Genomic DNA, 25,833 nt, shown 5'->3' with positions numbered 1-25,833 from the left:
CACCGATGCCGGGCGGAACCCTTTTACCGGGTGGGGTCCTCGCCGCGGTCCAGGGACTTCCAGATCTCCTCGGGGCGGTCCAGGTCCGGGGCGGCCGGGGCGCGCCGCGGGCCGCGGGCGCCGCCGGGGGTGCGCTCGTAGCGGCCGGACATCCCGGGCCAGGAGCGGCCGAAGACCAGGGCCAGCACGCCGGCCAGGAGCAGCAGCAGGCCGCCGGCGGCGGCCACCCAGGGCCAGACGGTGTGGCTGACGTGGTGCACGTCGGCGCCGGCCAGCCCGACCGCGTCGGCGGCCTTCTCGCGCAGCGCGGAGGTGTCGGCGTTGCCGAGCGCGGCGGCGACGGCGACGCCCAGCCCGCTGAGGGCGAGCAGCGCGGCGACCACGATCCGGCCGACCCGGCGGACCGCGAAGACGGCGACCAGGGCGGCCAGCCCGACCACCGCCAGCGCGCCGGGCACCCCGGTCACGTCGGCGCCGGTCACGGTGCGCGGCAGCTCGCCCTGGGCCAGCACCGCGGTGCCGCGCGCCCAGATGCGGCCGGAGGCCAGCAGGGCCAGGCTCGCGCCGGCGGCGCCGAGCAGCAGCGCCAGGGCGAGGGACCGCTTGGCGCTGCGCGCGGGCCGGGCCGGCGGCGCGGCCGGCTCGGTGTCGGTACGGGGCTGGGGTACGGCACTCACGCACACCACTATCGCCCACCGACCCCCGCGGGCCGGTGGGCGGGGGTGCGCCGGGTCATTTCCCCAGGTGGTTGGCGGTGTGCACGGCGCGGAGGACGGCGGCGGCCTTGTTGCGGCACTCGGTGTCCTCGGCGACCGGGTCGGAGTCGGCGACGATGCCGGCGCCGGCCTGGACGTAGGCGGTGCCGTTCCGCAGCAGGGCGGTGCGGATGGCGATGGCGGTGTCGGAGTCGCCGGCGAAGTCCAGGTAGCCCACGCAGCCGCCGTAGAGGCCGCGCCGGGTCGGCTCCAGTTCCTCGATGATCTGCAGGGCGCGCGGCTTGGGGGCGCCGGAGAGGGTGCCGGCGGGGAAGCAGGCGGTGAGCACGTCGAAGGCGGTGCGGCCCTCGGCGACCGTCCCAGTCACCGTCGAGACGATGTGCATGACGTGGCTGTAGCGCTCGACGGACATGAAGTCGACGACCTCGACGCTGCCCGGCTCGCAGACCCGGCCCAGGTCGTTGCGGCCCAGGTCGACCAGCATCAGGTGCTCGGCGCGCTCCTTGGGGTCGGCCATCAACTCGTCGGCGAGCGCCTGGTCCTCCTGGACCGTCGCGCCGCGCGGGCGGGTGCCGGCGATCGGATGCACCATGGCGCGGCCGCCCTCCACCTTGACCAGTGCCTCGGGGCTGGAGCCGACCACGTCGAACGCGCCGCCGTTGCCGTCTTCGAAGCGGAAGAGGTACATGTACGGGCTGGGGTTGGTCGCCCGCAGCGCCCGGTAGACGTCCAACGCGCTTGCGGTGCAGGGGGTTTCGAACCGCTGCGAGGGCACCACCTGGAACGCCTCGCCGGCCCGGATGCGCTCCTTGACGTCCTCGACGGCGGCCATGAAGGACTCGGCGCCCCACGCGCCGGTGTACGGGGGCACGGCGGACGGCGGGAGCGCGGCGGCGCTGGCGGGGGCGGGGCGGGCGAGGTCGTCGGCCATGGTGTCCAGGCGGGCCACCGCGTCCGCGTACGCCTCGTCGACGCCGGTCTCCAGGTCGTTGTGGTTGATCGCGTTGGCGATCAGCAGGACCGTGCCGCTCCAGTGGTCCAGGACCGCGAGGTCGGAGGTGAGCAGCATGGTCAGCTCGGGCAGGCCGAGGTCGTCGACGGTGTGCTCGCCGACCTTCTCCAGCCGGCGCACGATGTCGTAGCCGAGGTAGCCGACCATGCCGCCGGTGAACGGGGGCAGGCCCTCGCCCTCGATGAGGTCGTGCGGGGTGTGCAGGGTCTCGACGGTGGCGCGCAGGGCGGCGAGCGGGTCGCCGTCGGTGGGGACGCCGACCGGCGGGGTGCCGAGCCAATACGCCTGCCCGTCGCGGGCGGTGAGGGTCGCGGCGCTGCGGACGCCGATGAAGGAGTACCGCGACCACGTGCGGCCGTTCTCGGCGGATTCCAACAGGAAGGTGCCGGGGCGCTCGCCGGCCAGCTTGCGGTAGAGCCCGACCGGGGTGTCGCCGTCCGCGAGGAGGCGCCGGGTGACGGGGATGACCCGCCGGTCCTTGGCGAGCGTGCGGAAGGTGTCGAGGTCCGGTGTGGCGGTGCCCGTGGTTCCCGTGGTCATGGCAGCGGAGCCTACTGGTCGGTGGCCGGCCCGTTCGCCAATACGTCCGCATCGAAGCACGTGCGGGTGCCGGTGTGGCAGGCGGCGCCGACTTGGTCGACCTTGACCAGGACGGTGTCGGCGTCGCAGTCCAGGGCGACGGACCTGACGTGTTGGACGTGGCCGGAAGTATCGCCCTTGACCCAGTACTCGCGGCGGCTGCGGGACCAGTAGGTGCAGCGGCCGGTGGTGAGGGTGCGGTGCAGCGCCTCGTCGTCCATCCAGCCGAGCATCAGCACCTCGCCGGTGTCGTACTGCTGGGCGATGGCCGGGAACAGGCCGTCGGCGTCGCGCTTGAGGCGGGCGGCGACGGCGGGATCCAGTGCGGACTCGGTGACACGGCTGGTGGTCATGGGTCCATTGTGCCGTGCGGCATCCTGCTGGAATGGATCAGCAGCCGCCACCGGACCGGGTGGCCAGGGTCGCGGTGCGGGTGATGGTGGTGGTGTTCGTGGCGGCGCTGGTGGCCGCGGTGGTGGTGGCCGCGGTGGTGCTGCGGGGTTGAGGGGGCGCCGGCCGGGGGTGGTGCGCCGTGGCAGGGCGCGCGGGGCGGTCGTAGGCTGACCGTATGTCGACCCATGCGAAGCGTGAACGGCTCCTTCTGGCCGACCTGTTGGAGAGCGCGGGGCCCGAGGCGCCCACGCTGTGCGAGGACTGGACGACGCGGGATCTCGCCGCGCACGTGGTGGTCCGCGAGCGGCGGGCCGACGCGTCCGCCGGGATCTTGGTCAAGCCGCTGGCGGCCCGGCTGGAGCGGGTGCAGGCGGAGTTCGCGGCGAAGCCGTACGAGGAGCTGATCCAGCTCATCAGGACGGGGCCGCCGAAGATGTCGCCGTTCGCGCTGAAGCAGGTCGACGAGGCGTCCAACACCGTGGAGTTCTACGTCCACGCCGAGGACGTGCGCCGGGCCCAGCCGGACTGGACCCCGCGCGAGCCGGACCCGGTGTTCGCGGACGCGCTGTGGGCGCGGCTGGAGCGGGCGGCCCGGGTGCTGGGCCGGAAGGCGCCGGTCGGGCTGGTGCTGCGGCGGCCGGACGGGCAGACCGCGGTGGCGCACCGGGGCACCCCGGTGGTGACGGTCACCGGTGAGCCGGGCGAGCTGACGATGTTCGCCTTCGGCCGGCAGGACGCCGCGAAGGTGGAGTGGGACGGCGACGAGGACGCGGTGGCGAAGCTGCGGGCGGCGAAGCTGGGGGTGTGAGCCGGGGCGTCTTTCCCGGTCCCCCGGTGCCGGTCAGCGGGGTCCGTCGGCCAGGTGCGCGCGCAGGATGCGTTCCAGTTCGCGGGCGGCGCGGGAGGGGGAGACGTCGCCGCGGTGCGCCACCGAGACCACCCGGTGCATGTCGGGGGTGGCGAACGGGGTGATCCGCAGGCCGGAGCGCTCGGCGACCATGCTGGGGACCACGGCGACGCCGAGCCCGGCGCGGACGAAGCCGAGGACCGCGTCCATCTCGCCGCCCTCGACGGTGAAGGTCGGCTCGAAGCCGGCCGCGCGGCACGCGGCGGTGGTGAACTCCCGCAGGTCGTAGCCGCGGCGGAACATGGCGAGCGGGCGGCCGCGGAGGTCGGCCACCCGGATCCGGGTGCGCCGGCCGCTCACCGGTGCCGGGCGGTCGGGGGCGGAGACCACCACCAGTTCCTCGCGCAGCAGCTCGGCGGTGGCCAGCGCCGGGGCCTGGCCGGGCAGCGGCGTGATGATCAGTGCCAGGTCGAGGGCGCCGTCGGCCAGGGCCCGGACGAGGTCCTGGGAGCCGTCCTCGGTGACGATCAACTCGACGCCGGGGTAGGCGGCGTGGAAGGCGCTGAGCACGTCGGGGACGAGGCTGGCGCAGAGGCTGGGCGGGGCGCCGAGCCGGAGCCGGCCGCGGCGGAGTTGGGCGACCTCCTGGACCTCGCGGCGGGCGGTCTCGGTGTCGGCGAGGATCCGGCGGGCCAGCGGCAGCAGGGTCTCGCCGGCGTCGGTGAGGGCGATGTGGCCGCGGGCGCGGTGGAAGAGCTCGGCGCCCAACTCCCGTTCCAGCGCCCGGATCTGCTGGGAGAGCGAGGGCTGGGCGACGTGTTCGCGCTCGGCGGCGCGGGTGAAGTGGCGGGTTTCGGCCACGGCCGTGAAGTAGCGGAGCTGCTGTAGCTGCATGGGACGACTATAGAGCCGTGATAGGCGCAGCCTATGGAGATGAGCCGGACCATGTCTTGGACTGATGGCGGGCGCATCCCTAGCGTCGTGACTCATGGCATTGGCAACGCGGACGGATCGGCCGTCCAAGGTAGTGACGGTGTGGGAATCCTCCGTCGGCAAGAAGACGGTGATGGCCGTCAGCGGCCTGATCATGCTGCTCTACCTGGTCGCCCACATGATCGGGAACCTCAAGATCTTCTTCGGGCCCGGGGAGTTCGACCACTACGCGCACTGGCTGCGCACCGTCGGCGAGCCCTTCATGCACTACGAGTGGACGCTGTGGCTGATCCGCGTCGTGCTGGTCGTCGCGGTCGTCGCGCACGCGGTCTCCGCCTACCAGCTCAGCCGCCGCGACATCCGGGCCCGCCCCAGCAAGTACGTGCACCGCAGGCGGCGGGCCAGCTACGCCACCCGCACCATGCGGTGGGGCGGGATCATCCTCGGCCTGTTCATCGTCTGGCACCTGATGGACCTGACGACCGGCACCGTGCACCCCGACTTCCGGGCGGGCCACCCGTACCAGAACGTCGTCGGCACCTTCTCCACCTGGTACGGCAACGTCATCTACCTCGTCGCGATGCTCGCCCTCGGGCTGCACATCCGGCACGGCTTCTGGAGCGCCGCCCAGACCCTCGGCGCCGGCAGCCGCACCCGCGACCGGGTCCTGAAGGCCCTTGCCAACCTCCTCGCGCTGCTGCTCACGGTCGGCTTCATCGCCGTCCCCGTGGGCGTCATGACCAAAGTGGTGAGCTGACCCGTGAACTACACCGACTACGCGACCGGGGAGCCGGTCGCCGACGCCAAGGCCCCCGCCGGCCCGATCGCCGAGCGCTGGGACACCCGCCGCTTCGAGGCCAAGCTGGTCAATCCGGCCAACCGCCGCAAGCACACCGTCATCGTCGTCGGCACCGGCCTGGCCGGCGGCTCGGCCGGCGCCACCCTGGCCGAACAGGGCTACCACGTCGTCCAGTTCTGCTACCAGGACTCGCCGCGCCGGGCCCACTCCATCGCCGCGCAGGGCGGCATCAACGCCGCGAAGAACTACCGCAACGACGGCGACTCCGTCCACCGGCTCTTCTACGACACCGTCAAGGGCGGCGACTTCCGGGCGCGGGAGTCGGGCGTCCACCGGCTGGCCCAGATCTCGGTGGAGATCATCGACCAGTGCGTGGCGCAGGGCGTCCCGTTCGCCCGCGAGTACGGCGGCCTGCTCGACACCCGTTCCTTCGGCGGCGTCCAGGTCTCCCGCACCTTCTACGCCCGCGGCCAGACGGGACAGCAGCTCCTGCTCGGCGCCTACCAGGCGCTGTCGCGGCAGATCGCCGCCGGCAACGTCGAGTTGCACCCGCGCACCGAGATGCTCGACCTGCTCGTCGTCGACGGCCGGGCCCGCGGCATCGTCGCCCGCGACCTGATCACCGGGAAGGTCTCCACCCACTTCGCGGACGCGGTGGTCCTCGCCTCCGGCGGCTACGGCAACGTCTTCTACCTGTCGACCAACGCCATGAACTCCAACGCCACCGCCGTGTGGCGGGCCCACCGGCGCGGCGCCTACTTCGCCAACCCCTGCTTCACCCAGATCCATCCGACCTGCATCCCGCGCACCGGCGACCACCAGTCCAAGCTGACCCTGATGAGCGAGTCGCTGCGCAACGACGGCCGGATCTGGGTGCCCAAGGCCAAGGGCGACACCCGCCCGGCGAACGCGATCCCCGAGGACGAGCGCGACTACTACCTGGAGCGGATCTACCCGGCGTTCGGCAACCTCGTCCCCCGCGACATCGCCTCCCGGGCCGCGAAGAACGTCTGCGACGAGGGCCGCGGCGTGGGCCCCGGCGGGCAGGGCGTCTACCTGGACTTCGCCGACGCCATCGCGCGGCTGGGCCGCAAGGCCGTCGAGGCCAAGTACGGCAACCTCTTCGACATGTACCAGCGGATCACCGACGAGGACCCGTACGAGGTGCCGATGCGGATCTACCCGGCGGTGCACTACACGATGGGCGGCCTGTGGGTCGACTACGACCTCCAGACCACGATCCCGGGCCTGTTCGCGGTCGGCGAGGCCAACTTCTCCGACCACGGCGCCAACCGCCTGGGCGCCAGCGCGCTGATGCAGGGCCTGGCCGACGGCTACTTCGTGCTGCCCGCCACCATCAACGACTACCTGGCGCGCCATCCGAGCCGGGCCGACGAAAGCGCCGTGACCGCCGAACACCCGGTCGTCCAGAGCGTGTTGGCGGAGACCGAGGACCGGCTGAACCTGCTGCTGGCCGTCGACGGCGACCGCACCCCGGACTCCTTCCACCGCGAGCTCGGTGAACTCATGTGGGAGCACTGCGGGATGGCCCGCACCGACGCGGGCCTGCGCAAGGCGCTGGACCGGATCCCGCAGATCCGCGAGGAGTTCTGGCGGCGCATCAAGGTCCCGGGCACCGGCGAGGAGTTCAACCAGTCGCTGGAGAAGGCCAACCGGATCGTCGACTACCTGGAGCTGGCCGAGCTGATGTGCCTCGACGCGCTGCACCGCGCCGAGTCCTGCGGCGGCCACTTCCGCGAGGAGTCGCAGACCCCGGACGGCGAGGCCGCCCGCCGGGACGAGGCGTTCTCCTACGCGGCCGCCTGGGAGTTCACCGGCACCGGCGCGGCCCCCACCCTGCACAAGGAAGACCTGGTCTTCGAGTACGTCCACCCCACCCAGCGGAGCTACGCATGAAGCTCACCCTGCGCGTCTGGCGGCAGCCACACGCCGACGCCGACGGCGCCATGTCCACGTACGAGGTGGACGGCATCTCGCCCGACATGTCCTTCCTGGAGATGCTGGACGTCCTCAACGAACGGCTCATCCTGGCCGGGGACGACCCGGTCGCCTTCGACCACGACTGCCGCGAGGGCATCTGCGGCGCCTGCTCGCTCGTCATCAACGGCGATGCGCACGGCCCGGAGCGCACCACCACCTGCCAGTTGCACATGCGGTCCTTCAAGGACGGCGACACCCTCGACGTCGAACCGTGGCGGGCCGCGGCCTTCCCCGTCGTCAAGGACCTCGTCGTGGACCGCTCGGCCTTCGACCGGATCATCCAGGCCGGCGGCTACATCACCGCACCGACCGGCGCCGCCCCCGAGGCGCACGCCACGCCGGTGCCCAAGCCGGACGCCGACTTCGCCTTCGAGCACGCCGAGTGCATCGGCTGCGGCGCCTGCGTGGCGGCCTGCCCCAACGGCGCGGCGATGCTGTTCACTTCGGCCAAGGTCAACCACCTGGGCGTGCTGCCGCAGGGCGCGCCGGAGCGCGAGTCCCGGGTGCTGGACATGGTGGCGCAGATGGACGAGGAGGGCTTCGGCGGCTGCACCCTGGCCGGCGAGTGCGCCACCGCCTGCCCCAAGGGCATCCCGCTGTTCAGCATCACCGCGATGAACCGGGAGTTCCTCCGCGCGGCCCGCAAGGGCCGCTGACCCGGCGGGCCGCCGGAACGCGACGAGGCCCCCTCCGCACAGTGCGGAGGGGGCCTCGTGCCGTACGCGCGCTCAGCGCACCGGGTGGCCGGCCTCCCGCAGCGCGTCCTTGACCTGGCCGATCCGCAGATCGCCGAAGTGGAAGACGGAGGCGGCCAGCACCGCGTCGGCGCCGGCGGCCACCGCGGGGGCGAAGTCGGCCAGCTTGCCGGCGCCGCCGGAGGCGATGACCGGGACGCTGACGTGCCGGCGCACCGCCTCGATCATCGCCACGTCGTAGCCGTCCTTGGTGCCGTCCGCGTCCATGGAGTTCAGCAGGATCTCGCCGGCGCCCAACTCCGCGGCGCGGTGCGCCCATTCGACGGCGTCGATGCCGGCCGAGCGGCGGCCGCCGTGCGTGGTGACCTCGAACGCGCCCGACGCGGTGCGGCGGGCGTCGACCGAGAGCACCAGCACCTGGCTGCCGAACCGCTCGGCGATCTCCTTGATCAGCTCGGGGCGGGCGATCGCCGCGGTGTTCACCCCCACCTTGTCGGCGCCGGCCCGCAGCAGCTTGTCGACGTCCTCGGCGGTGCGCACCCCGCCGCCGACGGTGAGCGGGATGAAGACCTGCTCGGCGGTGCGGCGGACCACGTCGTAGGTGGTCTCGCGGTTGCCAAAGGACGCGGTGATGTCGAGGAAGGTCAGCTCGTCGGCGCCCTCGTCGCCGTAGACCTTCGCCATCTCGACCGGGTCCCCGGCGTCGCGGAGGTTCTGGAAGTTGACGCCCTTGACCACGCGGCCGTTGTCGACGTCCAGGCAGGGAATGACGCGGACCGCCAGGGTCATCTCGTCTTCAGCCCTCTCGCTCGGTGTCCCGGGACGGGTCCCGGAACGCTTCTAGTTCTACTTCCACCAGGACGCGGGAGTCGACGAAGCCGGAGACCACGACCATGGTGGTGGCCGGCGGCGCGGCGTCGAACAGCTCGCGGTGGGCGCGGGCGGCGGCGTCCGCGTCCCGCAGGTGGGTCAGGTACATCCGGGTGCGCAGCACCTCGGCGGCGCCCAACCCGAAGGGTTTGATCGCCGCCAGCGCGTTGCCGAAGGCGACCTTGGTCTGGACGTAGGGGTCGCCCTCGCCCTGGAGGACGCCGCCGACCAGCGGCATGGTGCCGGCGACCAGGACCCGGTCGCCGGCGGCCACCGCGCGCGCGAAGCCGATGGTCTCTTCCCACGGACTGTCGGTCCGTACGCGCTCGATGCTCATCACGCCGCCTCCCTATGCGGTCGGTTGCGGCACCCGCGGCCTTTAGGACACCGCCGCCAGCGCCTCTTCGAGGGTGAACGCCTTCGCGTAGAGCGCCTTGCCGACGATGGAGCCCTCCACACCCTCGGGCACCAGCGCGGCGATCGCCCGCAGGTCGTCGAGGGAGGAGACGCCGCCGGAGGCGACGACCGGGCGGTCGGTGGCCGCGCAGACGTTCCTCAGCAGTTCCAGGTTGGGGCCCTGGAGGGTGCCGTCCTTGTTGATGTCGGTGACGACGTAGCGGGCGCAGCCCTCGGAGTCCAGGCGGGCCAGGGTCTCGTAGAGGTCACCGCCGTCCCGGGTCCAGCCGCGGCCGCGCAGGGTGGTGCCGCGGACGTCCAGGCCGACCGCGATCCGGTCGCCGTGCTCGGCGATGATCTTGGCGACCCACTCCGGGTCCTCCAGCGCCGCGGTGCCGATGTTGACCCGGGTGCAGCCGGTGGCCAGCGCGGCGGCCAGCGAGTCGTCGTCGCGGATGCCGCCGGACAGCTCGACCTTGAGGTCCATGGAGCGGGCGACCTCGGCGATCTGCGCGCGGTTGTCGCCGGTGCCGAAGGCGGCGTCCAGGTCGACCAGGTGCAGCCACTCGGCGCCGGCCGCCTGCCAGGCGAGGGCGGCCTGCATCGGGTCACCGTAGGAGGTCTCCGACCCTGACTCGCCGTGCACCAGGCGGACGGCCTGGCCGTCGCGGACGTCGACGGCGGGCAGCAGTTCGAGCTTCTTCACAGCGTTCACAGCGTTTCGATCCAGTTGGTGAGGAGCTGGGCACCGGCGTCGCCGGACTTCTCGGGGTGGAACTGGGTGGCCCACAGCGGGCCGTTCTCGACCGCGGCGATGAACGGCTCGCCGTGGGTGGCCCAGGTGACCTTGGGGGCGGCGATCGCGGCGTTGCCGATCTCCAACTCCCAGTCGTGGACCGCGTAGGAGTGCACGAAGTAGTAGCGGGCGTCGGTGGGCAGCCCGGCGAAGAGTCGCGAACCCCCCGCGGCGCGCACGGTGTTCCAACCCATGTGCGGGACCACCTCGGCCTTCAGCGGGCCGACCGTGCCGGGCCACTCGTCGAGGCCGTCGGTCTGAACGCCGTGCTCGATGCCGCGGCCGAAGAGGATCTGCATGCCGACGCAGATGCCCATCACCGGCCGCCCGCCGGACAGTCGGCGCCCCACGATCCAGTCGCCGCGGACCTCCCTCAGCCCCCGCATGCACGCGTCGAACGCGCCGACGCCGGGCACCAGCAGCCCGTCGGCGTTCATCGCGGTGTCATAGTCGCGGGTGATCTCCACGTCCGCGCCGACGTGCGCCAGCGCCCGCTCGGCGGACCGGACGTTGCCGAAGCCGTAGTCGAGGACCACGACCTTCTTGGCGGCCTTCCCCGCGGCCCGCTGCGCGGCGCTCAATTCCACACCTCCAGGCGCATCACACCGGCCACCAGGCACATCGCCGAGGCGATGGCCATGAGGGTGATCACGGACTTGGGGATCTTCTGCTTCCAGAACGAGTAGACGCCGCCGAGCAGGAAGAGTCCCACCAGGATGAAGACGGTGGACAGGCCGTTCATTACTGCGCCCTCCGGTTCGCTTCTCCGCCCACGCGGCGCAGAGGTGCGGGCATCGTGTTCGTCCTCGGGCCGGCGGCCGCGCGCGCGACGCTCACAGCGCCCCCTTCGTGGACGGGAGGATGCCCGCGGCCCGCGGGTCCCGCTCGCTGGCGTAGCGCAGCGCCCGGGCCAGCGCCTTGAACTGGCACTCCACGATGTGGTGGGCGTTGCGCCCGTACGGGACGTGGACGTGCAGCGCGATCTGCGCCTGGGCGACGAACGACTCCAGTATGTGCCGGGTCATCGTGGTGTCGTAGGTGCCGATCATCGGCGCCATGTTCTCCGGCTCGGTGTGCACCAGGTACGGGCGACCTGAGAGGTCGACGGTGACCTGGGCCAGCGACTCGTCCAGCGGGACGGTGCAGTTGCCGAAGCGGTAGATGCCGACCTTGTCGCCGAGCGCCTGCTTGAAGGCGGCGCCCAGTGCGAGGGCGGTGTCCTCGATGGTGTGGTGGGTGTCGATGTGCAGATCGCCGTCGGTCTTGACCTTCAGGTCGAAGAGGCCGTGCCGGCCGAGCTGGTCGAGCATGTGGTCGTAGAAGCCGACGCCGGTCGAGACGTCGACCTGACCGGTGCCGTCGAGATCGATCTCGACCAGCACGGTGGTCTCCTTGGTGGTGCGCTCCACGCGCCCCACGCGGGCGGTCGCCCCGCTCATCGCTTGTTCTCCTTCAGGCTGCGTTCTTTGCACACCGCGCGCACCGCATCGAGGAACGCGTCGTTCTCGGCCGGGGTGCCGGCGGTGACCCGCAACCAGCCCGGTACGCCGTTGTCGCGGACCAGCACGCCGTGGTCGAGGATCGACTGCCAGGCGGCGTGCGCGTCGTCGAAGAGGCCGAACTGGACGAAGTTGGCGTCCGAGGCGACGACCTGGCAGCCGATCGCGCGCAGTTCGGTGACCAGACGGTCCCGCTCGCCCTTGAGCTGCTCGACGTATGCCAGCAGCGTATCGGTGTGCTCCAGGGCCGCGAGCGCGGTGGCCTGGGTGACGGACGAGAGGTGGTACGGCAGCCGGACCAGTTGGACGGCGTCGACCACGGCCGGGTCGGCGGCGAGGTAGCCCAGCCGCAGCCCGGCGGCGCCGAACGCCTTGGACATGGTGCGGGAGAGCACCAGGTTGGGCCGGCCCTCGATCAGCGGCAGCAGCGAGGGCTGGTGGCTGAACTCGCCGTACGCCTCGTCGAGCACCACCAGCGCTCCGGCGCCGTCCGCCTTGGCGGCCTGGGCCGCCTCGTACAGCGCCAGGACGGTGTCGGCCTCGACGGCGGTGCCGGTGGGGTTGTTCGGCGAGCAGACGAAGACCACGTCGGGCCGGTGCGCGGCGATGGCCTCCTTGGCCGCCTCGACGTCGATGGTGAAGTCGTCGGTGCGGGGGCCGGAGAGCCAACCGGTGCCGGTGCCGCGCGAGATCAGCGCGTGCATGGAGTACGACGGCTCGAAGCCGAGGGCGGTGCGGCCGGGGCCGCCGAAGGTCTGGAGCAACTGCTGGATGATCTCGTTGGAGCCGTTGGCGGCCCAGACCTGGGCGGCGGTGACCTCGTGGCCCGCGGTGCGGGTGAGGTAGCCGGCCAGCGCGGTGCGCAGCTCGACCGCGTCCCGATCGGGGTAGCGGTTGAGGTGCCGGGCGGCCTCGGTGACCCGCTCGGCGATCCGCTGCACCAGCGGCTCGGGCAGCGGGTAGGGGTTCTCGTTGGTGTTCAGGCGCACCGGGACGTCCAACTGCGGCGCGCCATAAGGGGACTTGCCGCGCAGCTCGTCCCGGATGGGCAGTTCGTCGATCTTGGTCACGTGCGTGCTCACTTGCTCTGGGGGACCGTCCAGCCACTGCGCCGGTCGTGTTCGCCGCCGGCAAAACGCGCCGTGATCGCCGCGCCGTGGGCCGGGAGGTCCTCGGCCTCGGCGAGGGTCACCACGTGGTGGGCGACCTCGGCCAGCGCCTCGCGGCTGTAGTCCACGACGTGGATGCCGCGCAGGAACGACTGGACGGACAGGCCGGAGGAGTGGCAGGCGCAACCGCCGGTGGGCAGGACGTGGTTGGAGCCGGCGCAGTAGTCGCCGAGCGAGACCGGGGCGTAGGGGCCGACGAAGATCGCGCCGGCGTTGCGGACCCGGGCGGCGACCGCGGCGGCGTCGGCGGTCTGGACCTCCAGGTGCTCGGCGCCATAGGCGTCGACGACCTTCAGGCCCTCGTCGAGGCCGTCGACCAGGACGATCGCGGACTGCCGGCCGGACAGCGCCGGCACGATCCGGTCCTCGATGTGCTTGCTGGCCTCGACCTGCGGGAGAAGCTCCCGCTCCGTGCGGTCGGCCAACTCCTCGGAGTCGGTGACCAGGACGGCGGCGGCCATCGGGTCGTGCTCGGCCTGGCTGATCAGGTCGGCGGCGACGTGCACCGGGTCGGCGGTGGCGTCGGCGAGGACCGCGATCTCGGTGGGCCCGGCCTCGGAGTCGATGCCGATCCGGCCCCTGAGGAGGCGCTTGGCGGCGGCGACGTAGATGTTGCCGGGGCCGGTGACCAGATTGACCGGGGCGCACTCGTCGGTGCCGTAGGCGAACATCGCGACGGCCTGGGCGCCGCCGGCGGCGTAGACCTCGTCGACGCCGAGCAGGGCGCAGGCGGCCAGGATGGTGGGGTGCGGCAGGCCGCCGAAGTCGGCCTGCGGCGGGGAGGCGACGGCGAGCGAGCCGACGCCGGCCTCCTGGGCGGGGACGACGTTCATGACGACGGAGGACGGGTAGACCGACCGGCCGCCGGGGACGTAGAGGCCGACCCGCTCGACCGGGACCCAGCGCTCGGTGACCGTGCCGCCGGGCACGACCTTGGTGGTGACGTCGGTGCGGCGCTGCTCGCGGTGGACGGTCCGGGCGCGCCGGATGGACTCCTCCAGGGCCGCGCGGACCTTCGGGTCCAGCGCGTCGAGGGCCTCGGTGAGCGCCTCCGCCGGGACCTTGACCCGCTCGATCTCGACACCGTCGAACCGCCGCGCGTACTCGATCAGCGCCGCGGTGCCGCGATGATGCACGTCCTCGCAGATCGGCCGCACCTTCTCCAGGGCGGCTTCCACGTCGAACTCGGCACGGGGCAGCAGGTCGCGCAGGGCGGCACCCTCGGGGAGGGCGGCGCCACGCAGATCGATTCGGGAGATCACCCCCCCAGTGTCTCAGACCCGTCGCCGGGGCCGAGCGCCCGTATCACTCAGTGATACGTAGTGACGCGCGAGCCGGTCGGCCGCCGGCCCGGTCGCCGAAGTTGACCGGAGTTGGCCCTGACCACGCGTGTTCAACGGGTCACCGGGCGGGCAAGGGGTCGGTGCGGGCGTCATCGGAGGCGCCCTCGGGGGCGGGCGGAAGAGGGCCCGCCGGCACGCGTCCGAACAGGTAGCGCCGCCGGGGCACCGGCCGGGACCACCGGCGCCGGCGCGCACGGCGGAGCAGCGCCGCGCGCCGGGCCCCGCACGGCGCCCGCGAAGGGGCGACGACGACCAGCGACGAGAACCAGCACAGACGGCCTGCCGCAAGGCACCGTGAGAGCGAGGGGGAGCCACAGTGACCGGAGCCAGGGACGGCGACGCGCCCGCCGACCTGCGACTGACGTCCGCGGAATGGAGCATGTGGCAGGCGTTCCGCAACGGCAGTAGCTGCAACCTGCACACCGGCGACCCGTCCCGGGACGACCCGCACGGGCAGCACCTGTGGGGCCCGGAGCGCCGGATCAGGGCCCGGGTGGTGGCGCTGTTGCTGCTCGACGGGCCGCCGGCGCAGCCCGGGCGGGTGCCCGGGCTGAAGCTCACCGGGGCGTACATCACGGACACTCTCGACCTTGCGGGCGGCACGATCAAGCCATTCGTGGAGCTGCGGGACTGCCGCTTCGAGGCCGAGGTGCTGCTGCCGGAGAGCCGGTTCACCACCCTGCGGTTGGTGAACTGCGCGATACCCCGGCTGGAGGCCGCCCGGCTGCACAGCGAGGGCGATCTGCACCTGCCGCGCTGCGTGGTGCACTCCGGCATCCGGCTCACCGACGCGCACATCGGCACCGATCTGATGCTCAATCAGGTCGTGGTGCACAAGGACCGGCAGGGCCGCTCGATCATGGCCGACGGGCTGACCGTCGCCCAGGACCTCCAGGCCGAGATGCTGGAGTCCTACGGCGAGCTGTCGCTGCGCGGCGCCACCGTCGGGGTGTCGCTGAGCCTGCGCGGCAGTCACCTGAGCAATCCGTTCGGCCGCCGGGCGCTGAACGCCCCCCAACTGACCGTCGAGCGCACCCTCTACCTCACCGCCGCCGGCCTGGCCAACTCCCCGTTCTCCAGCGGCGCCACGCCCCCGTACGGCATCACCCACACCCCGGCCCGCGGCACCCGCATGCAGCGCTTCGAGTGCGAGGGCGGGGTGCGACTGGACGACGGGCGGTTCGGGGACGCGGTGGACCTGGAGCACGCGCGCTTCATCATGGAGTCCGACCAGGAGCTGTCGCTGCGCCGGATCCAGACGCCGGAGCTGCGCTTCCTGGGCGAGCGCCCGCAGCGGGGCCGGGTGATCCTCTCCGGTGCCCGGGTCGTCAACCTGGTCGACAAGTCGGCGAGTTGGCCGGGGCTGGGCGGGCTGATGATGGCCGGCTTCTCCTACGAGACGCTGATCCCGCGCGGTCACTTCCCGCTGGCGCTGCGCCTGCAGTGGGTGGCCGCGGCGACCCCGGAGTACGCGCCGGAGCCGTACGAGATGCTGGCCACCTCGCTGCGCGCCATGGGCGAGGACGCGGACGCCCGGGAGGTGCTGCTGGCCAAGCAGCGGCGGCGGCGCGAGACGCTGCCGCTGGCGGCGAAGGCGTGGGGCTTCCTCCAGGACTGGACGGTGGCCTACGGCTACCGCCCGGGGCGGGCCGCGCTGTGGATGGCGATCCTGTGGGCGATCGGCACCGCGTACTTCTCCTCGAACCCGCCGGAACCGCTCAAGCACGACGAGATGCCGCACTGGAACCCGTACCTGTACTCCCTGGATCTGCTGCTGCCGTTGGTCGATCTCCATCAGGGCGACGCCTGGGCGCCGGCCGGCACCGCCCAGTGGGTCTCGGCGGTGATGATCCTGGCCGGGTGGGTGCTGGCCACGACCATGGCGACCGGTGCGTCCCGGCTGCTCCAGCGGCAGTAGCGCGGCTGCGCCGGGTGCGGGTGGCGGCCCGCACCGGCGCAGGCTCTAGGCTTACGGACTGTGTCCTCCCTGCGTCTGCCCCTGTTCCCGCTCAACTCGGTGCTGTTCCCGGGCCTGGTGCTGCCGCTGAACGTCTTCGAGGCGCGCTACCGCGCGATGATGCGCGACCTGCTGGACCGGCCCGAGGACGACCGCCGGTTCGCGGTGGTCGCCATCCGGGACGGCCGGGAGGTCGCCCCGACCGCGCAGGGCCTGCCGGACGACACCGCGCCGACCGCCACCGGCCCGGCCGCGGGCTTCGGCGACGATCCGATCCGGGCCTTCCACACCGTCGGCTGCGTCGCGGACGCGGCGACCATCCGGGAGAAGTCCTCCGGCGACGGCTACGAGGTCCTGGCCACCGGCACCACCCGGGTCCGGCTGTCCTCGGTGGACGCCTCCGGGCCGTACCTGACCGGTGAGTTGACGCCGCTTGAGGAGGACGACGGGGAGGGCGCGGGCGCGCTGGCCTCCGGAGTGGTGCGGGCCTTCCGCACCTACCAGAAGCGGCTGGCGTGGGCGAACGAGCGGACCCTGGCCAGCGGCCAGGACCTGCCCGCCGACCCGTCGGTGCTGTCGTACCTGGTGGCCGCCGCGGCGGTGCTGGACGTGCCCGCCAAGCAGCAGTTGCTGGAGGTGCCGGACACCGCGGGCCGGCTGCGGCAGGAGCTGAAACTGCTGCGCACGGAGTCGGCGGTGATCGGTAAGCTCCCGTCGCTGCCGGCGGTGGAGCTGACCCGGCAGCCGACCAGTCCCAACTGACCTACGGAACTCCCCGGCCCCGGTCACGGGCACGCCCCGCACCGGGCCGGCCGGCGTCCGGGTGCGAATGAGGCGAGACGCAGTGGCGAAGAAGGCGAAGCAGGGGAAGAAGGGCGGCGCGCAGACCGGCGGCACGCCCGCGACGGTGGCGTTGACCGCCGCCGGCGTCCCGTTCACGGTGCACGCCTACGCGCACGACCCGGCGGCCGCGTCGTACGGCGAGGAGGCCGCGCAGGCGCTCGGGGTCGCCCCCGACCAGGTGTTCAAGACGCTGCTGGCGGACGTCGACGGGGCGCTGACGGTGGCCGTGGTGCCGGTCTCCGGTTCACTGGACCTGAAGGCGCTGGCCACCGCGGTGGGCGGCAAGCGGGCCGCGATGGCCGATCCGGCGGCGGCCGAGCGCAGCACCGGCTATGTGGTCGGCGGGATCTCGCCGCTGGGGCAGCGCAAGCGCTTGCCCACCGTGGTGGACGCCTCGGCCGAGGGCCGACCCACGGTGTGCGTCTCGGCCGGACGGCGCGGTCTGGAGGTCGAGTTGGCCCCGGCCGACCTGGTCGCACTGACCGGCGCACGGGTCGCACCGATCGCGCGGGAGTGAGCCGCGCCGGCGCCGCCGGGTGCGCCCGGTGCCGCCGCCCGCGCCCCCGCGGGCCTTCCCCCCGCGCCCGTCCTCGGTTACGACCGGGGAGGAGGTACGCCATGTCGAAGAGGACCCGTAAGCGGAAGTGGCGCATCCGGAAGCGCCGGGCCAATCACGGTCGCCGACCGGCCTGATGCGGCGGACCGGCCGGCGCGGCGGTCAGCCCGCCGCCGGCGGCTGGTGGTGGTGCCCGGACCAGTCGGGCACCACCGCGTCCTCCGGGTCGCGCGGCCCGAACAGCCCGGTCAGCGCGATCAGCGCGGCCATCCCGGCGACCGGCCAGGCCAGCAGCGCGCCCTTGGCCTGGAGCCGCAGCGGACCGTCGAAGACGACCCCGGGGCCGACCTGCTTGGCGTGCGCGACCACGTCCGGGGTGGGCCCCAGCCACATGCCGGTCGCCCAGCCCAGCACGGCGCCCAGCAGCCCGCCGACGGCCAGCGCGACCACCAGCGGGATGCCGCCGCGCCGCCGGAAGAGGAAGACCGCGGCCGCGGTGACCAGGCCGAACCCGAGCGCCAACAGGAAGAAGGTGCCGTCGGCGCCGATCGCCTCCTCACCCTCGGTGTTCTTCAGGTAGACGTTGTGGGTGTCGGCGATCAGCGGCACCCGCGGCGCCAGCCAGGCCCACAGCACGCCCAGCAGGACCCCGCTCACCGCGACCGCCAGCGCGATCAGCACGCCTTCGCGCAGTTCGCGGGCGAATTCGGGGCCGCCTTCGGGGTCGGCTGTGGCGCCGTGCGGGTCGTCGGGCGGTTGGTTGTCGTGGGGCGTCTGCGGTGCGGTCACCGTGTCATCGTGCCAGGCCGGCGCCGCGCCACCACCAGCAGGACGCCCGTAAGCACCCGCGTGGCGTCGGCGGCGCTCAGCGTACCGCCGCCCGGCGGTACGCCCAGGTCGCCACGGCCAGCGAGAGCACCCCGACGGCGGCGCAGATGCCCAGGTCGGCGCCGACCGCCAGCCAGTCCGGATGCGGGCCGAAGGTGCGGGCCAGCGCCTCCACGCCGTAGGTCGAGGGCAGCAGGTCGCGGGCCCAGCCGATCGGTGCGGGCATCCGGTCGGCCGGCAGCACGCCCAGCAGCAGCGCCGCCGACATCCCCAACTGGCCGCCGAGGGTGGCGAGTTCCTGCCGCGGGGCGAGCAGCCCGAGGGCCGCGCCGAGCCCGGACAGCGCCGCCCCGGAGAGCGGCACCACCGCGACCAGCACCCACAGGTGCGCCATCGGCAGGTGGAAGAGCAGACAGCCGGTGACCGCGGTGACCACCGCGCCCGGCACCGTGAACGAGGCGTACGCGGCGGCCGCGCCGAGCACCACGGCGGCCGGCGGCACCGGCAGCGTCGCGTAGTGGTCGAGGCCGCCGCCGGCCCGCAGTTGGCCGAAGTACTGGGCGAGCAGGTTCAGCGCGACGAAGGCGACGACCAGCACCGCGGAGCCGGAGACCACCGAGTGGGCCGGGTCGCCGCCGCTGACCACGCCGCGCAGCAGCACCATGATCCCGACGGACTGGAAGGTGGCGACGAACAGCAGCGGTATCCGGGCGACCCGGGCCCGGGAGAGCTGGGCGCGGTAGACGGCGCCGAGCGCGGGCAGCAGCCGGGCCCGGGGCGCGAGCGGGACGCACCCGTCGCCCTCCGTCGCCGCCTTCGTACCGGTCACCGCCTCCGCGGAAACCACGCTCACGCCGTCGCCCACCTTTCCTCGTCACGCCCCGGGCCCGCCGCGCGACCACCGCGCGGCGCAAGGCCGGCACACCCCGTGAACCGCTCGCGCGCCACGGCCCGCCGCGTCCGTCCCCGCGTCCTCACGCCTTCACCAACCCCTCGGCACGGCCGCCCAGGGAGACGTAGACGTCCTCCAGACTGGGCGTGGCCAGGGTGAAGTCGTCCAGCGCCGCGAAGGCGGGCCCGGCGGTGACCGCGGTGACCGCGGCGCGGGCCCGGTCGGCGGGGAGCCGCAGGGTCCAGCGGCGGCCGGACACCCGGGCGTCGGCGGCCAGCGCGGCGACCTCGGGCACGTCGAGCGGGGGCCGGTCCCGCCAGACCAGCTCCAACCGGACCTCCTCCCCCACCAGTTCCTTCAGCCGGCCCGGCGTGTCGCAGGCGATCACCCGGCCCCGGTCGATCACCGCGACCCGGTCGAGCACGCTCTCGGCCTCCAGCACGTTGTGGGTGACCAGGACGACGGTGGCGCCCCGCTCGGCGCGGCGGCGGTCCACCGCGGCCCACACCGCGCGCCGGGCGACCGGGTCCATGCCGGTCGTCGGCTCGTCCAGCACCAGCAGCGGCCGCTCGCCGATCAGCACGGTGGCGAAGCAGGCCAGTCGGCGCTGGCCGCCGGAGAGCTTCTTCAACGCCCGGCCGGCGAGCGGGCCGAGGTCCAGCTCGTCGAGGACGGCGTCCCGTTCGGCGCGGGCGGTGCGGGCGTCCAGGCCGCGCAGCCGGCCGGTGGTCTCCACGGCGAGCGCGACGGTCAGTTCGTCCAGCGCGGTCGACTCCTGCCCGAGGTAGCCGAGCAGTCGGGCGGCCCGCTCGGGGTGCCGCACCAGGTCGTGGCCGAGGACGGTGATGCTGCCGGAGTCCGGCCGCAGCAGCGCGGTGAGCTGCCGGACCAGGGTCGACTTGCCGGCGCCGTTGGGGCCGAGCAACCCGAAGATCTCGCCGCGCCGGACGTCGAGGCTGATGCCGTCGCTGGCCCGCACCGCGGGTGCCCGGTCCGCCCCGCGCCGGCCGCGCAGCGCGGGATAGGTCTTGACCAGGTCCCGCACGACACACACCGGTGCGCCGTGGTCCACCTGTTTTGCGCCCGTCTTCACGAGCTATGAGGGTACGCGTCCCCCGCCCCTCCCCCGGTCCCGGGTCTCCGCGGCCCGCCCGATGCACAGTGCCCGCACAGCTTCGGACGGGCCGACGGGGCGCGCCGGCCGCGCCCCCGGATGGTCAACGCCGTTCGGTCGGACCGGACGCGGAACGGACCCGCCACCCGCTCCCTCAGTCGCCCGCCGGCGCGTGTTCCGCCGCCGTGCGCAGGTCGACCTCGCGCCAGAAGCCGGCGCGGATGGCGTAGCGGTCGTGCTCGTCGATCTGGTCGTCCTTGTGGGCGAGCAGGCCGAACCGGGCGGCGTAGCGCAGGAGTTCACCGTCGATGCGGTGCGGGATGCGGGGGTACTCCGTGGACAGCTGCTGGAGGTGGACGGTGTCGGAGAGCCGCTCGGTCCAGCGGCGGGCGAAGACCTGACCGACCTCGAAGGGGTCGCCGCTGACCGCGGTGATGTCCTCCTCGCGGTCGGCCCAGCGCTGTTCGGCGCTGGTGAGCTGGGCGAGGGTGGGCAACGAAGCGGTCTCGGCGGGCTCGCCCAGCGGTCCGCCGCGCTCGATCCAGCCCTTGTCGGAGGACCAGCGGAGGGTGGCCGCGGGCTGGCTGCCGTTCTGCTGACCGCCGTTCTGCCCGGACTGCTGGGCGGCGGGCGGGCGGCCGAGACCGGCGAGGTCCTTGGGGGTGGGGACGCCGCGGGAGCCGCCGGAGCCGGACTCGCCAGGGCCCTCGCCGCGGTCGCCGGCCGACACCGGACGGGCGGTGCCGTTGGCGCCGGCGCGGCCGCCGGAGTCCGTACCGGAGCCGGCCGCGGCCGCGTTCGCGGCGGCGACCGCGGACTCCGGGAGCGGGGCGGAGAGGATCGCGGCGATCTCGGGGCGCGGGACCGGAGGCGGGGCGCAGGGGCCGCCCAACTCCTTCGGCCGGACCGCGCGGGTGATCCAGGTCCGGTCCAACACCCGCCGCTCGTCGGCCTCGGCGACCAGGTCCTCGGACTGGTTGTAGTCGCCGTCGGCGGCCTGCACCGCCCAGAGGTGGACCGCGACGCCGTGCTCCTTGGCCGACATCAGCCCCGGCAACAGATCGCCGTCGCCGGTGACCAGCACGATGTCGGAACAGGCGCGGTTGCGGGCGAGTTCGGTCAGCTCGGCGTGCATCGCGGCGTCCACGCCCTTCTGCGCCCAGCGGCCGTCGCTGCGGGTCAGCGCGCCCAGCCGGACGGTGACCCGGGGCATCACCCGCAGCCGGCGGTGCTCGGGCTGCGGGACGCGGTCGGGGGCGCCGTCGAACCAGTAGATGCGCAGCAACGGCCGTTCGGTGTCGGCCTCCGCGCGCTGGCGCAGTCCCTGGATGAGGGCGGCGTGGTCGACGGTGATCCGGGAACGGGCGGGTTCTCCGGCGAGCAGGCTGGCGGCGGCCCCGAGCAAATACCCGGCGTCCACCAGGACGACGCAGCGGTCCACGTTCCACCCTCTTCCCTGAGGTGCTGAAGTCCGGTCGCCCCCCGGCTCGGCCCGTGGCACGAGTGCTCTTCGGCTTCCTTCGAGTCTGCCCGACCGTACGGGGGTTATCTGCACCAACTCGATCTTCGGCGTGGCGGATTCGGCCGTATTCGTCGGCACGGCGCGTAACTGACGCCTTCACTCAGGGTAATTGCCCGAAATGCAGTGATCTGCCCGTCGTGTAAGGCTGATTCCGGCCGATCCAGAGATCCCCTCAGGAGGCACGATCATGGCCAAGAACAAGAAGGACCGGAAGCAGCCGAAGGCGAGCCAGCCCGAACGCGGCCAGCAGCAGTCCGAGAAGTCGACCCTGGAGGCGATCTCGCACTCGCAGGCCCAGGCCAGCCCGGCGGACGTGGCACGCAAGCACCAGCGCCGCTTCGGCCACAACTGACACCTTCCGACCGACCGGCGGTACCCCAACTTCCCCGCGCCGCCGACGACTTGAGGGGCGCGCCCGCATCGTGCGGGCGCGCCCCTCAAGTCGTCTTCCGTGCCGGCCGGTCCTCGACCGCCCGGCGTCGCCGCTCAGCCGGCGAGGCAGGACGGGCCGAGCAGCACCTTCAGGTCGCCGAACAACGACGGGTCGGCGGTGACCCGGTGGCGGTCCAGGCGGAGCACGGTGGTCTTCCGCACGCCCTGGAGCCTGATCCGGACCTCGCTGGAACCGCGGTGGCTGCTGAGCACCTCGCCCAGCTTCTCGACCATCGGCGGGGTGACCTTCACCGCGGGGATGGTGATCGTCACCGGGGCGTCGGCGCCGGCCTCCGAGAGGTCGGGGACCGCCAACTCCATGGCGACCAGCCGCGGTACGTCCTCCCGCTTGTCCAGCCGGCCCTTGATGAACACCACGGCGTCCTCGACGAGTTGGGTGGACACCAGTTGGTACGTGGCCGGGAAGAACATGCAGTCGAGGGAGCCGGCGAGGTCCTCGACGGTGGCGATCGCCCAGGCGTTGCCCTGCTTGGTCATCTTGCGCTGGAGGCCGGAGATGATGCCGCCGATGGTGACGATCGAGCCGTCCGCGTAATCGCCGCCGGTGAGCTGGGCGATGGCGGCGTCGGCCTTGTCGCTCAGCACGTGTTCGAGGCCGAAGAGCGGGTGGTCGGAGACGTAGAGACCGAGCATCTCCCGTTCCTGGGCGAGGAGATAGGTCTTGTCCCACTCGTCCTCGGAGAACTCCACGTCCAGCCCGAAGCCGGGGGTGTCGTCGGAGGAGTCGTCGCCCATCCCGCCGAAGAGGTCGAACTGGCCCTCCGCCTCCTTGCGCTTGACCTGGACGACGTTGTCGATCATCGACTCGTAGTGCGCGGTCAGGCCCTTGCGGGTGTGGCCCATCTCGTCGAACGCGCCGGCCTTGATGAGGGATTCGGTGGTGCGCTTGTTGCAGACCACCGCGTCGACCTTGTCGAGGTAGTCGGGGAACGAGGAGTACTTCCCCTTGGCCTTGCGGCAGCGGATGATCGACTCGACGACGTTCTGGCCGACGTTCCGCACGGCGGTGAGGCCGAAGAGGATGATCTCGTCACCCTGGGCCGCGAAGTTGGCCTCGGACTCGTTGACGTTCGGTGGGAGGACCTTGATGCCCATCTTGCGGCACTCGTTGAGGTAGACCGCCGACTTGTCCTTGTCGTCGCGCACCGAGGTGAGCAACGCGGACATGTACTCGGCGGGGTAGTTGGCCTTCAGATAGGCGGTCCAGTAGGTGACCAGGCCGTAGGCGGAGGAGTGCGCCTTGTTGAAGGCGTAGCCGGCGAACGGGACCAGGACGTCCCACAGGGCCTGGATGGCCTCGTCGGAGTAGCCGTTCTTCTTGGCGCCGGTCTGGAAGATGGTGAAGTTCTTGGCCAGTTCCTCGGGCTTCTTCTTGCCCATCACGCGGCGGAGGATGTCGGCCTCGCCGAGCGAGTAGCCGGCGATGATCTGGGCGGCCTTCTGCACCTGCTCCTGGTAGACGATCAGGCCGTAGGTCAGGCCCAGGGTCTCCTTGAGCGGCTCCGCCAACTCCGGGTGGATCGGGGTGATCTCCTGGCGGCCGTTCTTCCGCTCGGCGTAGTTGATGTGCGAGTTCATGCCCATCGGGCCCGGGCGGTACAGGGCCGAGACGGCGGAGATGTCCTCGAAGTTGTCGGGCTGCATCTGGCGCAGCAGCGAGCGCATCGGGCCGCCGTCGAACTGGAAGACGCCCAAGGTGTCGCCGCGGCAGAGGAGTTCGAAGGTCTTGGGGTCGTCGAGCGGGACGGAGAGCAGCTCCAGGTCGATGCCCTTGTTGGCCTTCACCATCTTCAGGGCGTCGTCCATGATGGTGAGGTTGCGCAGGCCCAGGAAGTCCATCTTCAGCAGGCCGAGCGACTCGCACTGCGGGTAGTCCCACTGCGTGATGGTGACGCCGTCGGTGTGCCGCACCCAGACCGGGGCGTGGTCGATGATCGGCTCGCTCGACATGATCACGCCGGCGGCGTGCACGCCCATCTGCCGGACCAGGCCCTCGACGCCCTTGGCGGTGTCGATGACCTTCTTGACGTCCGGCTCGTTCTCGTACATCCCCCGGACCTCGCCGGCCTCGCTGTAGCGCGGGTGCGAGGAGTTGGTGATGCCGTCGAGGTCGATGCCCTTGCCGAGGACGTCGGCGGGCATCGCCTTGGTGATCCGGTCGCCCATGGCGTACGGGTAACCCAGCACGCGGGCCGAGTCCTTGATGGCGTTCTTCGCCTTGATCTTGCCGTAGGTGCCGATCATGGCGACCTTGTCGGCGCCGTACTTCTCCGTGACGTACCTGATGACCTCGACGCGCCTACGCTCGTCGAAGTCGATGTCGACGTCGGGCATGGAGACGCGCTCGGGGTTGAGGAACCGCTCGAAGATCAGGCCGTGTTCGATCGGGTCGAGGTCGGTGATGCCCATGGCGTAGGCGACGATCGAGCCGGCGGCGGAGCCTCGGCCGGGGCCGACCGCGATGCCGTTGTTCTTCGCCCACATGATGAAGTCGGCGACGACGAGGAAGTAGCCCGGGAACCCCATCTGGATGATGACGTCCATCTCGTACTCGGCCTGCTTCATGCGGTCCTCGGGGACCCCGGAGGGGAACCGGCGCTGCATGCCGATCCGGACCTCCTCCTGGAACCAGGTGACCTCGGTGAAGCCCTCCGGGATGTCGAACTTCGGCATCAGGTCGCGCTTTTCGAACATGCCGGTGGTGTCGACCTGCTCGGCGACGAGGAGGGTGTTGCGGCAGCCCTCCTGCCAGGCGTCCGAGGAGTCGATGGCGTACATCTCGTCGGTGGACTTGAGGTAGTAGCCGGTGCCGTCGAACTTGAAGCGGCCGGGGTCGGAGAGGTTCTTGCCGGTCTGGATGCAGAGCAGGGCGTCGTGCGCGGTCGCCTCGTGGGCGTAGGTGTAGTGCGAGTCGTTGGTGACCAGCGGGGGGATGCCCAGCTTCCTGCCGATCTCCAACAGGCCGTCGCGGACCCGGCGCTCGATCTCGATGCCGTGGTCCATCAGCTCCAGGAAGTACCGGTCCCTGCCGAAGATCTCCTGGTACTCGGCGGCGGACTTCAGCGCCTCGTCGAACTGGCCCAGGCGCAGCCGGGTCTGGAGCTCACCGGAGGGGCAGCCGGTGGAGGCGATCAGGCCCTCGGACCACTGGGAGAGGGTCTCCTTGTCCATCCGGGGCCACTTCTGGAGCCAGCCCTCCTTGTAGGCGTCGGAGGAGAGGCGGAAGAGGTTGTGCAGACCGGTGCTGTTCGCCGCCCAGATCGTCTTGTGGGTGTAACCACCGGAACCGGAGACGTCATCGCGCTTCTGGTGCGGCTGGCCCCACTGGATCTTGCGCTTGTTGCGCCGCGACTCCGGTGCGACGTACGCCTCGATGCCGATGATCGGGGTGACGCCGGCCTTCTTCGCGGAGTGGAAGAAGTCGTAGGCACCGTGGAGGTTGCCGTGGTCGGACATGGCGATGTGGGTCATCCCCATGTCGTTGCACGCCTTGAACATGTCGCTCAGCCGCGCCGCACCGTCCAACAGCGAGTACTGGGTGTGGACGTGCAGGTGCGTGAAGGGGGGCCTGGACGAGGGAGCCACGGCGCTGAACCTCCGGGAGCGGCAGTTGTCAGGGA

At 72.3% G+C, this 25,833-nt stretch carries 25 protein-coding genes; 8 read left to right on the top strand and 17 right to left on the bottom strand.

What is annotated here, in order from left to right; translation table 11 throughout:
* Positions 1-23 precede the first annotated feature (23 nt).
* From PV796_RS28160 to hisI, 3 genes are read right to left on the bottom strand one after another with little or no spacing between them, the layout of a single operon-like run.
* Positions 24-677 carry a TIGR02234 family membrane protein gene (locus PV796_RS28160; protein ID WP_274916193.1) on the bottom strand — a complete coding sequence of 218 codons (654 nt, stop codon included), beginning with the start codon at positions 675-677 and terminating at the stop codon, positions 24-26.
* 55 nt (positions 678-732) lie between these two features.
* Positions 733-2,268 carry an anthranilate synthase component I gene (locus PV796_RS28155; protein ID WP_274916192.1) on the bottom strand — a complete coding sequence of 512 codons (1,536 nt, stop codon included), beginning with the start codon at positions 2,266-2,268 and terminating at the stop codon, positions 733-735.
* Positions 2,269-2,279: 11 nt separating this feature from the next.
* Complete coding sequence (gene hisI / locus PV796_RS28150) at positions 2,280-2,660, bottom strand: phosphoribosyl-AMP cyclohydrolase (protein WP_274916191.1); 381 nt, start codon at positions 2,658-2,660, stop codon at positions 2,280-2,282.
* 215 nt (positions 2,661-2,875) lie between these two features.
* Here hisI and PV796_RS28145 point away from each other — a divergent pair, with 215 nt between their 5' ends.
* Positions 2,876-3,508, top strand: a complete 633-nt coding sequence (locus PV796_RS28145) for a TIGR03085 family metal-binding protein (RefSeq protein ID WP_274916190.1) — start codon at positions 2,876-2,878, stop codon at positions 3,506-3,508.
* Between the two features lie 33 nt (positions 3,509-3,541).
* Here the strand turns inward: PV796_RS28145 and PV796_RS28140 are convergent, their stop codons facing one another.
* Positions 3,542-4,441, bottom strand: coding sequence for a LysR family transcriptional regulator (locus PV796_RS28140; RefSeq protein WP_274916189.1), 900 nt, complete (start codon positions 4,439-4,441; stop codon positions 3,542-3,544).
* A gap of 94 nt (positions 4,442-4,535) precedes the next feature.
* On the opposite strand from PV796_RS28140, the gene PV796_RS28135 reads away from it, so the two are divergent.
* Genes PV796_RS28135 through PV796_RS28125 form a run of 3 tightly spaced genes read left to right on the top strand, consistent with a single transcriptional unit; the run spans position 4,536 to position 7,936 of the window.
* Positions 4,536-5,237, top strand: coding sequence for a succinate dehydrogenase (locus tag PV796_RS28135; RefSeq protein ID WP_274916188.1), 702 nt, complete (start codon positions 4,536-4,538; stop codon positions 5,235-5,237).
* Between the two features lie 3 nt (positions 5,238-5,240).
* On the top strand, positions 5,241-7,196 hold the full coding sequence (locus tag PV796_RS28130; protein WP_274916187.1) for a fumarate reductase/succinate dehydrogenase flavoprotein subunit: 1,956 nt from the start codon (positions 5,241-5,243) through the stop codon (positions 7,194-7,196).
* Positions 7,193-7,936, top strand: a complete 744-nt coding sequence (locus PV796_RS28125) for a succinate dehydrogenase/fumarate reductase iron-sulfur subunit (RefSeq protein WP_274916186.1) — start codon at positions 7,193-7,195, stop codon at positions 7,934-7,936. The genes PV796_RS28130 and PV796_RS28125 overlap by 4 nt, the downstream gene beginning before the upstream one ends.
* A gap of 72 nt (positions 7,937-8,008) precedes the next feature.
* Here PV796_RS28125 and hisF read toward each other — a convergent pair whose 3' ends face one another.
* From hisF to hisD, 8 genes are all read right to left on the bottom strand, one after another.
* Entirely contained in the window at positions 8,009-8,764 is a 756-nt protein-coding gene (gene hisF / locus PV796_RS28120) for an imidazole glycerol phosphate synthase subunit HisF (protein ID WP_274916185.1), read from the bottom strand.
* A gap of 7 nt (positions 8,765-8,771) precedes the next feature.
* A complete protein-coding gene (locus PV796_RS28115) occupies positions 8,772-9,182 on the bottom strand; it encodes a Rid family hydrolase (protein WP_274916184.1) in 411 nt (136 codons plus the stop codon).
* A gap of 42 nt (positions 9,183-9,224) precedes the next feature.
* Positions 9,225-9,947, bottom strand: a complete 723-nt coding sequence (priA, locus tag PV796_RS28110) for a bifunctional 1-(5-phosphoribosyl)-5-((5-phosphoribosylamino)methylideneamino)imidazole-4-carboxamide isomerase/phosphoribosylanthranilate isomerase PriA (protein WP_274919279.1) — start codon at positions 9,945-9,947, stop codon at positions 9,225-9,227.
* A 5-nt stretch (positions 9,948-9,952) separates the two neighbouring features.
* Positions 9,953-10,618: an imidazole glycerol phosphate synthase subunit HisH gene (hisH, locus tag PV796_RS28105; protein WP_274916183.1), complete on the bottom strand. Its 666-nt coding sequence runs from the start codon at positions 10,616-10,618 to the stop codon at positions 9,953-9,955.
* Entirely contained in the window at positions 10,615-10,779 is a 165-nt protein-coding gene (locus tag PV796_RS28100) for a hypothetical protein (RefSeq protein WP_018536734.1), read from the bottom strand. The genes hisH and PV796_RS28100 overlap by 4 nt, the downstream gene beginning before the upstream one ends.
* Positions 10,780-10,870: 91 nt before the next feature.
* Entirely contained in the window at positions 10,871-11,476 is a 606-nt protein-coding gene (gene hisB / locus PV796_RS28095) for an imidazoleglycerol-phosphate dehydratase HisB (RefSeq protein WP_018536733.1), read from the bottom strand.
* Positions 11,473-12,606, bottom strand: coding sequence for a histidinol-phosphate transaminase (locus PV796_RS28090; RefSeq protein ID WP_274916182.1), 1,134 nt, complete (start codon positions 12,604-12,606; stop codon positions 11,473-11,475). The genes hisB and PV796_RS28090 overlap by 4 nt, the downstream gene beginning before the upstream one ends.
* An 8-nt stretch (positions 12,607-12,614) precedes the next feature.
* A complete protein-coding gene (gene hisD / locus PV796_RS28085; RefSeq protein WP_274916181.1) occupies positions 12,615-13,967 on the bottom strand; it encodes a histidinol dehydrogenase in 1,353 nt (450 codons plus the stop codon).
* 397 nt (positions 13,968-14,364) lie between these two features.
* Between hisD and PV796_RS28080 the strand changes: the two genes are divergently transcribed.
* From PV796_RS28080 to ybaK, 3 genes are all read left to right on the top strand, one after another.
* The gene (locus PV796_RS28080) at positions 14,365-15,966 is read left to right on the top strand and encodes an oxidoreductase (RefSeq protein WP_274916180.1); all 1,602 of its coding nucleotides are present in this window, start codon (positions 14,365-14,367) and stop codon (positions 15,964-15,966) included.
* Positions 15,967-16,026: 60 nt separating this feature from the next.
* On the top strand, positions 16,027-16,767 hold the full coding sequence (locus PV796_RS28075; protein WP_274916179.1) for an LON peptidase substrate-binding domain-containing protein: 741 nt from the start codon (positions 16,027-16,029) through the stop codon (positions 16,765-16,767).
* Between the two features lie 82 nt (positions 16,768-16,849).
* The gene (ybaK, locus tag PV796_RS28070; protein ID WP_274916178.1) at positions 16,850-17,365 is read left to right on the top strand and encodes a Cys-tRNA(Pro) deacylase; all 516 of its coding nucleotides are present in this window, start codon (positions 16,850-16,852) and stop codon (positions 17,363-17,365) included.
* Positions 17,366-17,566: 201 nt separating this feature from the next.
* Here ybaK and PV796_RS28065 read toward each other — a convergent pair whose 3' ends face one another.
* From PV796_RS28065 to PV796_RS28050, 4 genes are all read right to left on the bottom strand, one after another.
* The gene (locus PV796_RS28065) at positions 17,567-18,193 is read right to left on the bottom strand and encodes an ABC transporter permease (RefSeq protein ID WP_274916177.1); all 627 of its coding nucleotides are present in this window, start codon (positions 18,191-18,193) and stop codon (positions 17,567-17,569) included.
* A gap of 76 nt (positions 18,194-18,269) precedes the next feature.
* Entirely contained in the window at positions 18,270-19,079 is an 810-nt protein-coding gene (locus PV796_RS28060; protein ID WP_376564289.1) for an ABC transporter permease, read from the bottom strand.
* A 127-nt stretch (positions 19,080-19,206) separates the two neighbouring features.
* Positions 19,207-20,217: an ABC transporter ATP-binding protein gene (locus PV796_RS28055; RefSeq protein ID WP_376564287.1), complete on the bottom strand. Its 1,011-nt coding sequence runs from the start codon at positions 20,215-20,217 to the stop codon at positions 19,207-19,209.
* A gap of 175 nt (positions 20,218-20,392) precedes the next feature.
* On the bottom strand, positions 20,393-21,679 hold the full coding sequence (locus PV796_RS28050; RefSeq protein ID WP_274916176.1) for an NYN domain-containing protein: 1,287 nt from the start codon (positions 21,677-21,679) through the stop codon (positions 20,393-20,395).
* A 268-nt stretch (positions 21,680-21,947) separates the two neighbouring features.
* On the opposite strand from PV796_RS28050, the gene PV796_RS28045 reads away from it, so the two are divergent.
* A complete protein-coding gene (locus PV796_RS28045; RefSeq protein ID WP_274916175.1) occupies positions 21,948-22,112 on the top strand; it encodes a hypothetical protein in 165 nt (54 codons plus the stop codon).
* Positions 22,113-22,246: 134 nt separating this feature from the next.
* On the opposite strand, the gene dnaE is transcribed toward PV796_RS28045, so the two are convergent.
* Entirely contained in the window at positions 22,247-25,798 is a 3,552-nt protein-coding gene (dnaE, locus tag PV796_RS28040; RefSeq protein ID WP_274916174.1) for a DNA polymerase III subunit alpha, read from the bottom strand.
* Positions 25,799-25,833: the final 35 nt, after the last annotated feature.

Origin of the sequence: Streptomyces sp. WZ-12, from assembly GCF_028898845.1 — a bacterium.
Lineage (GTDB): Bacteria > Actinomycetota > Actinomycetes > Streptomycetales > Streptomycetaceae > Streptomyces.
This window is presented reverse-complemented; position numbering and strand designations above follow the sequence as displayed.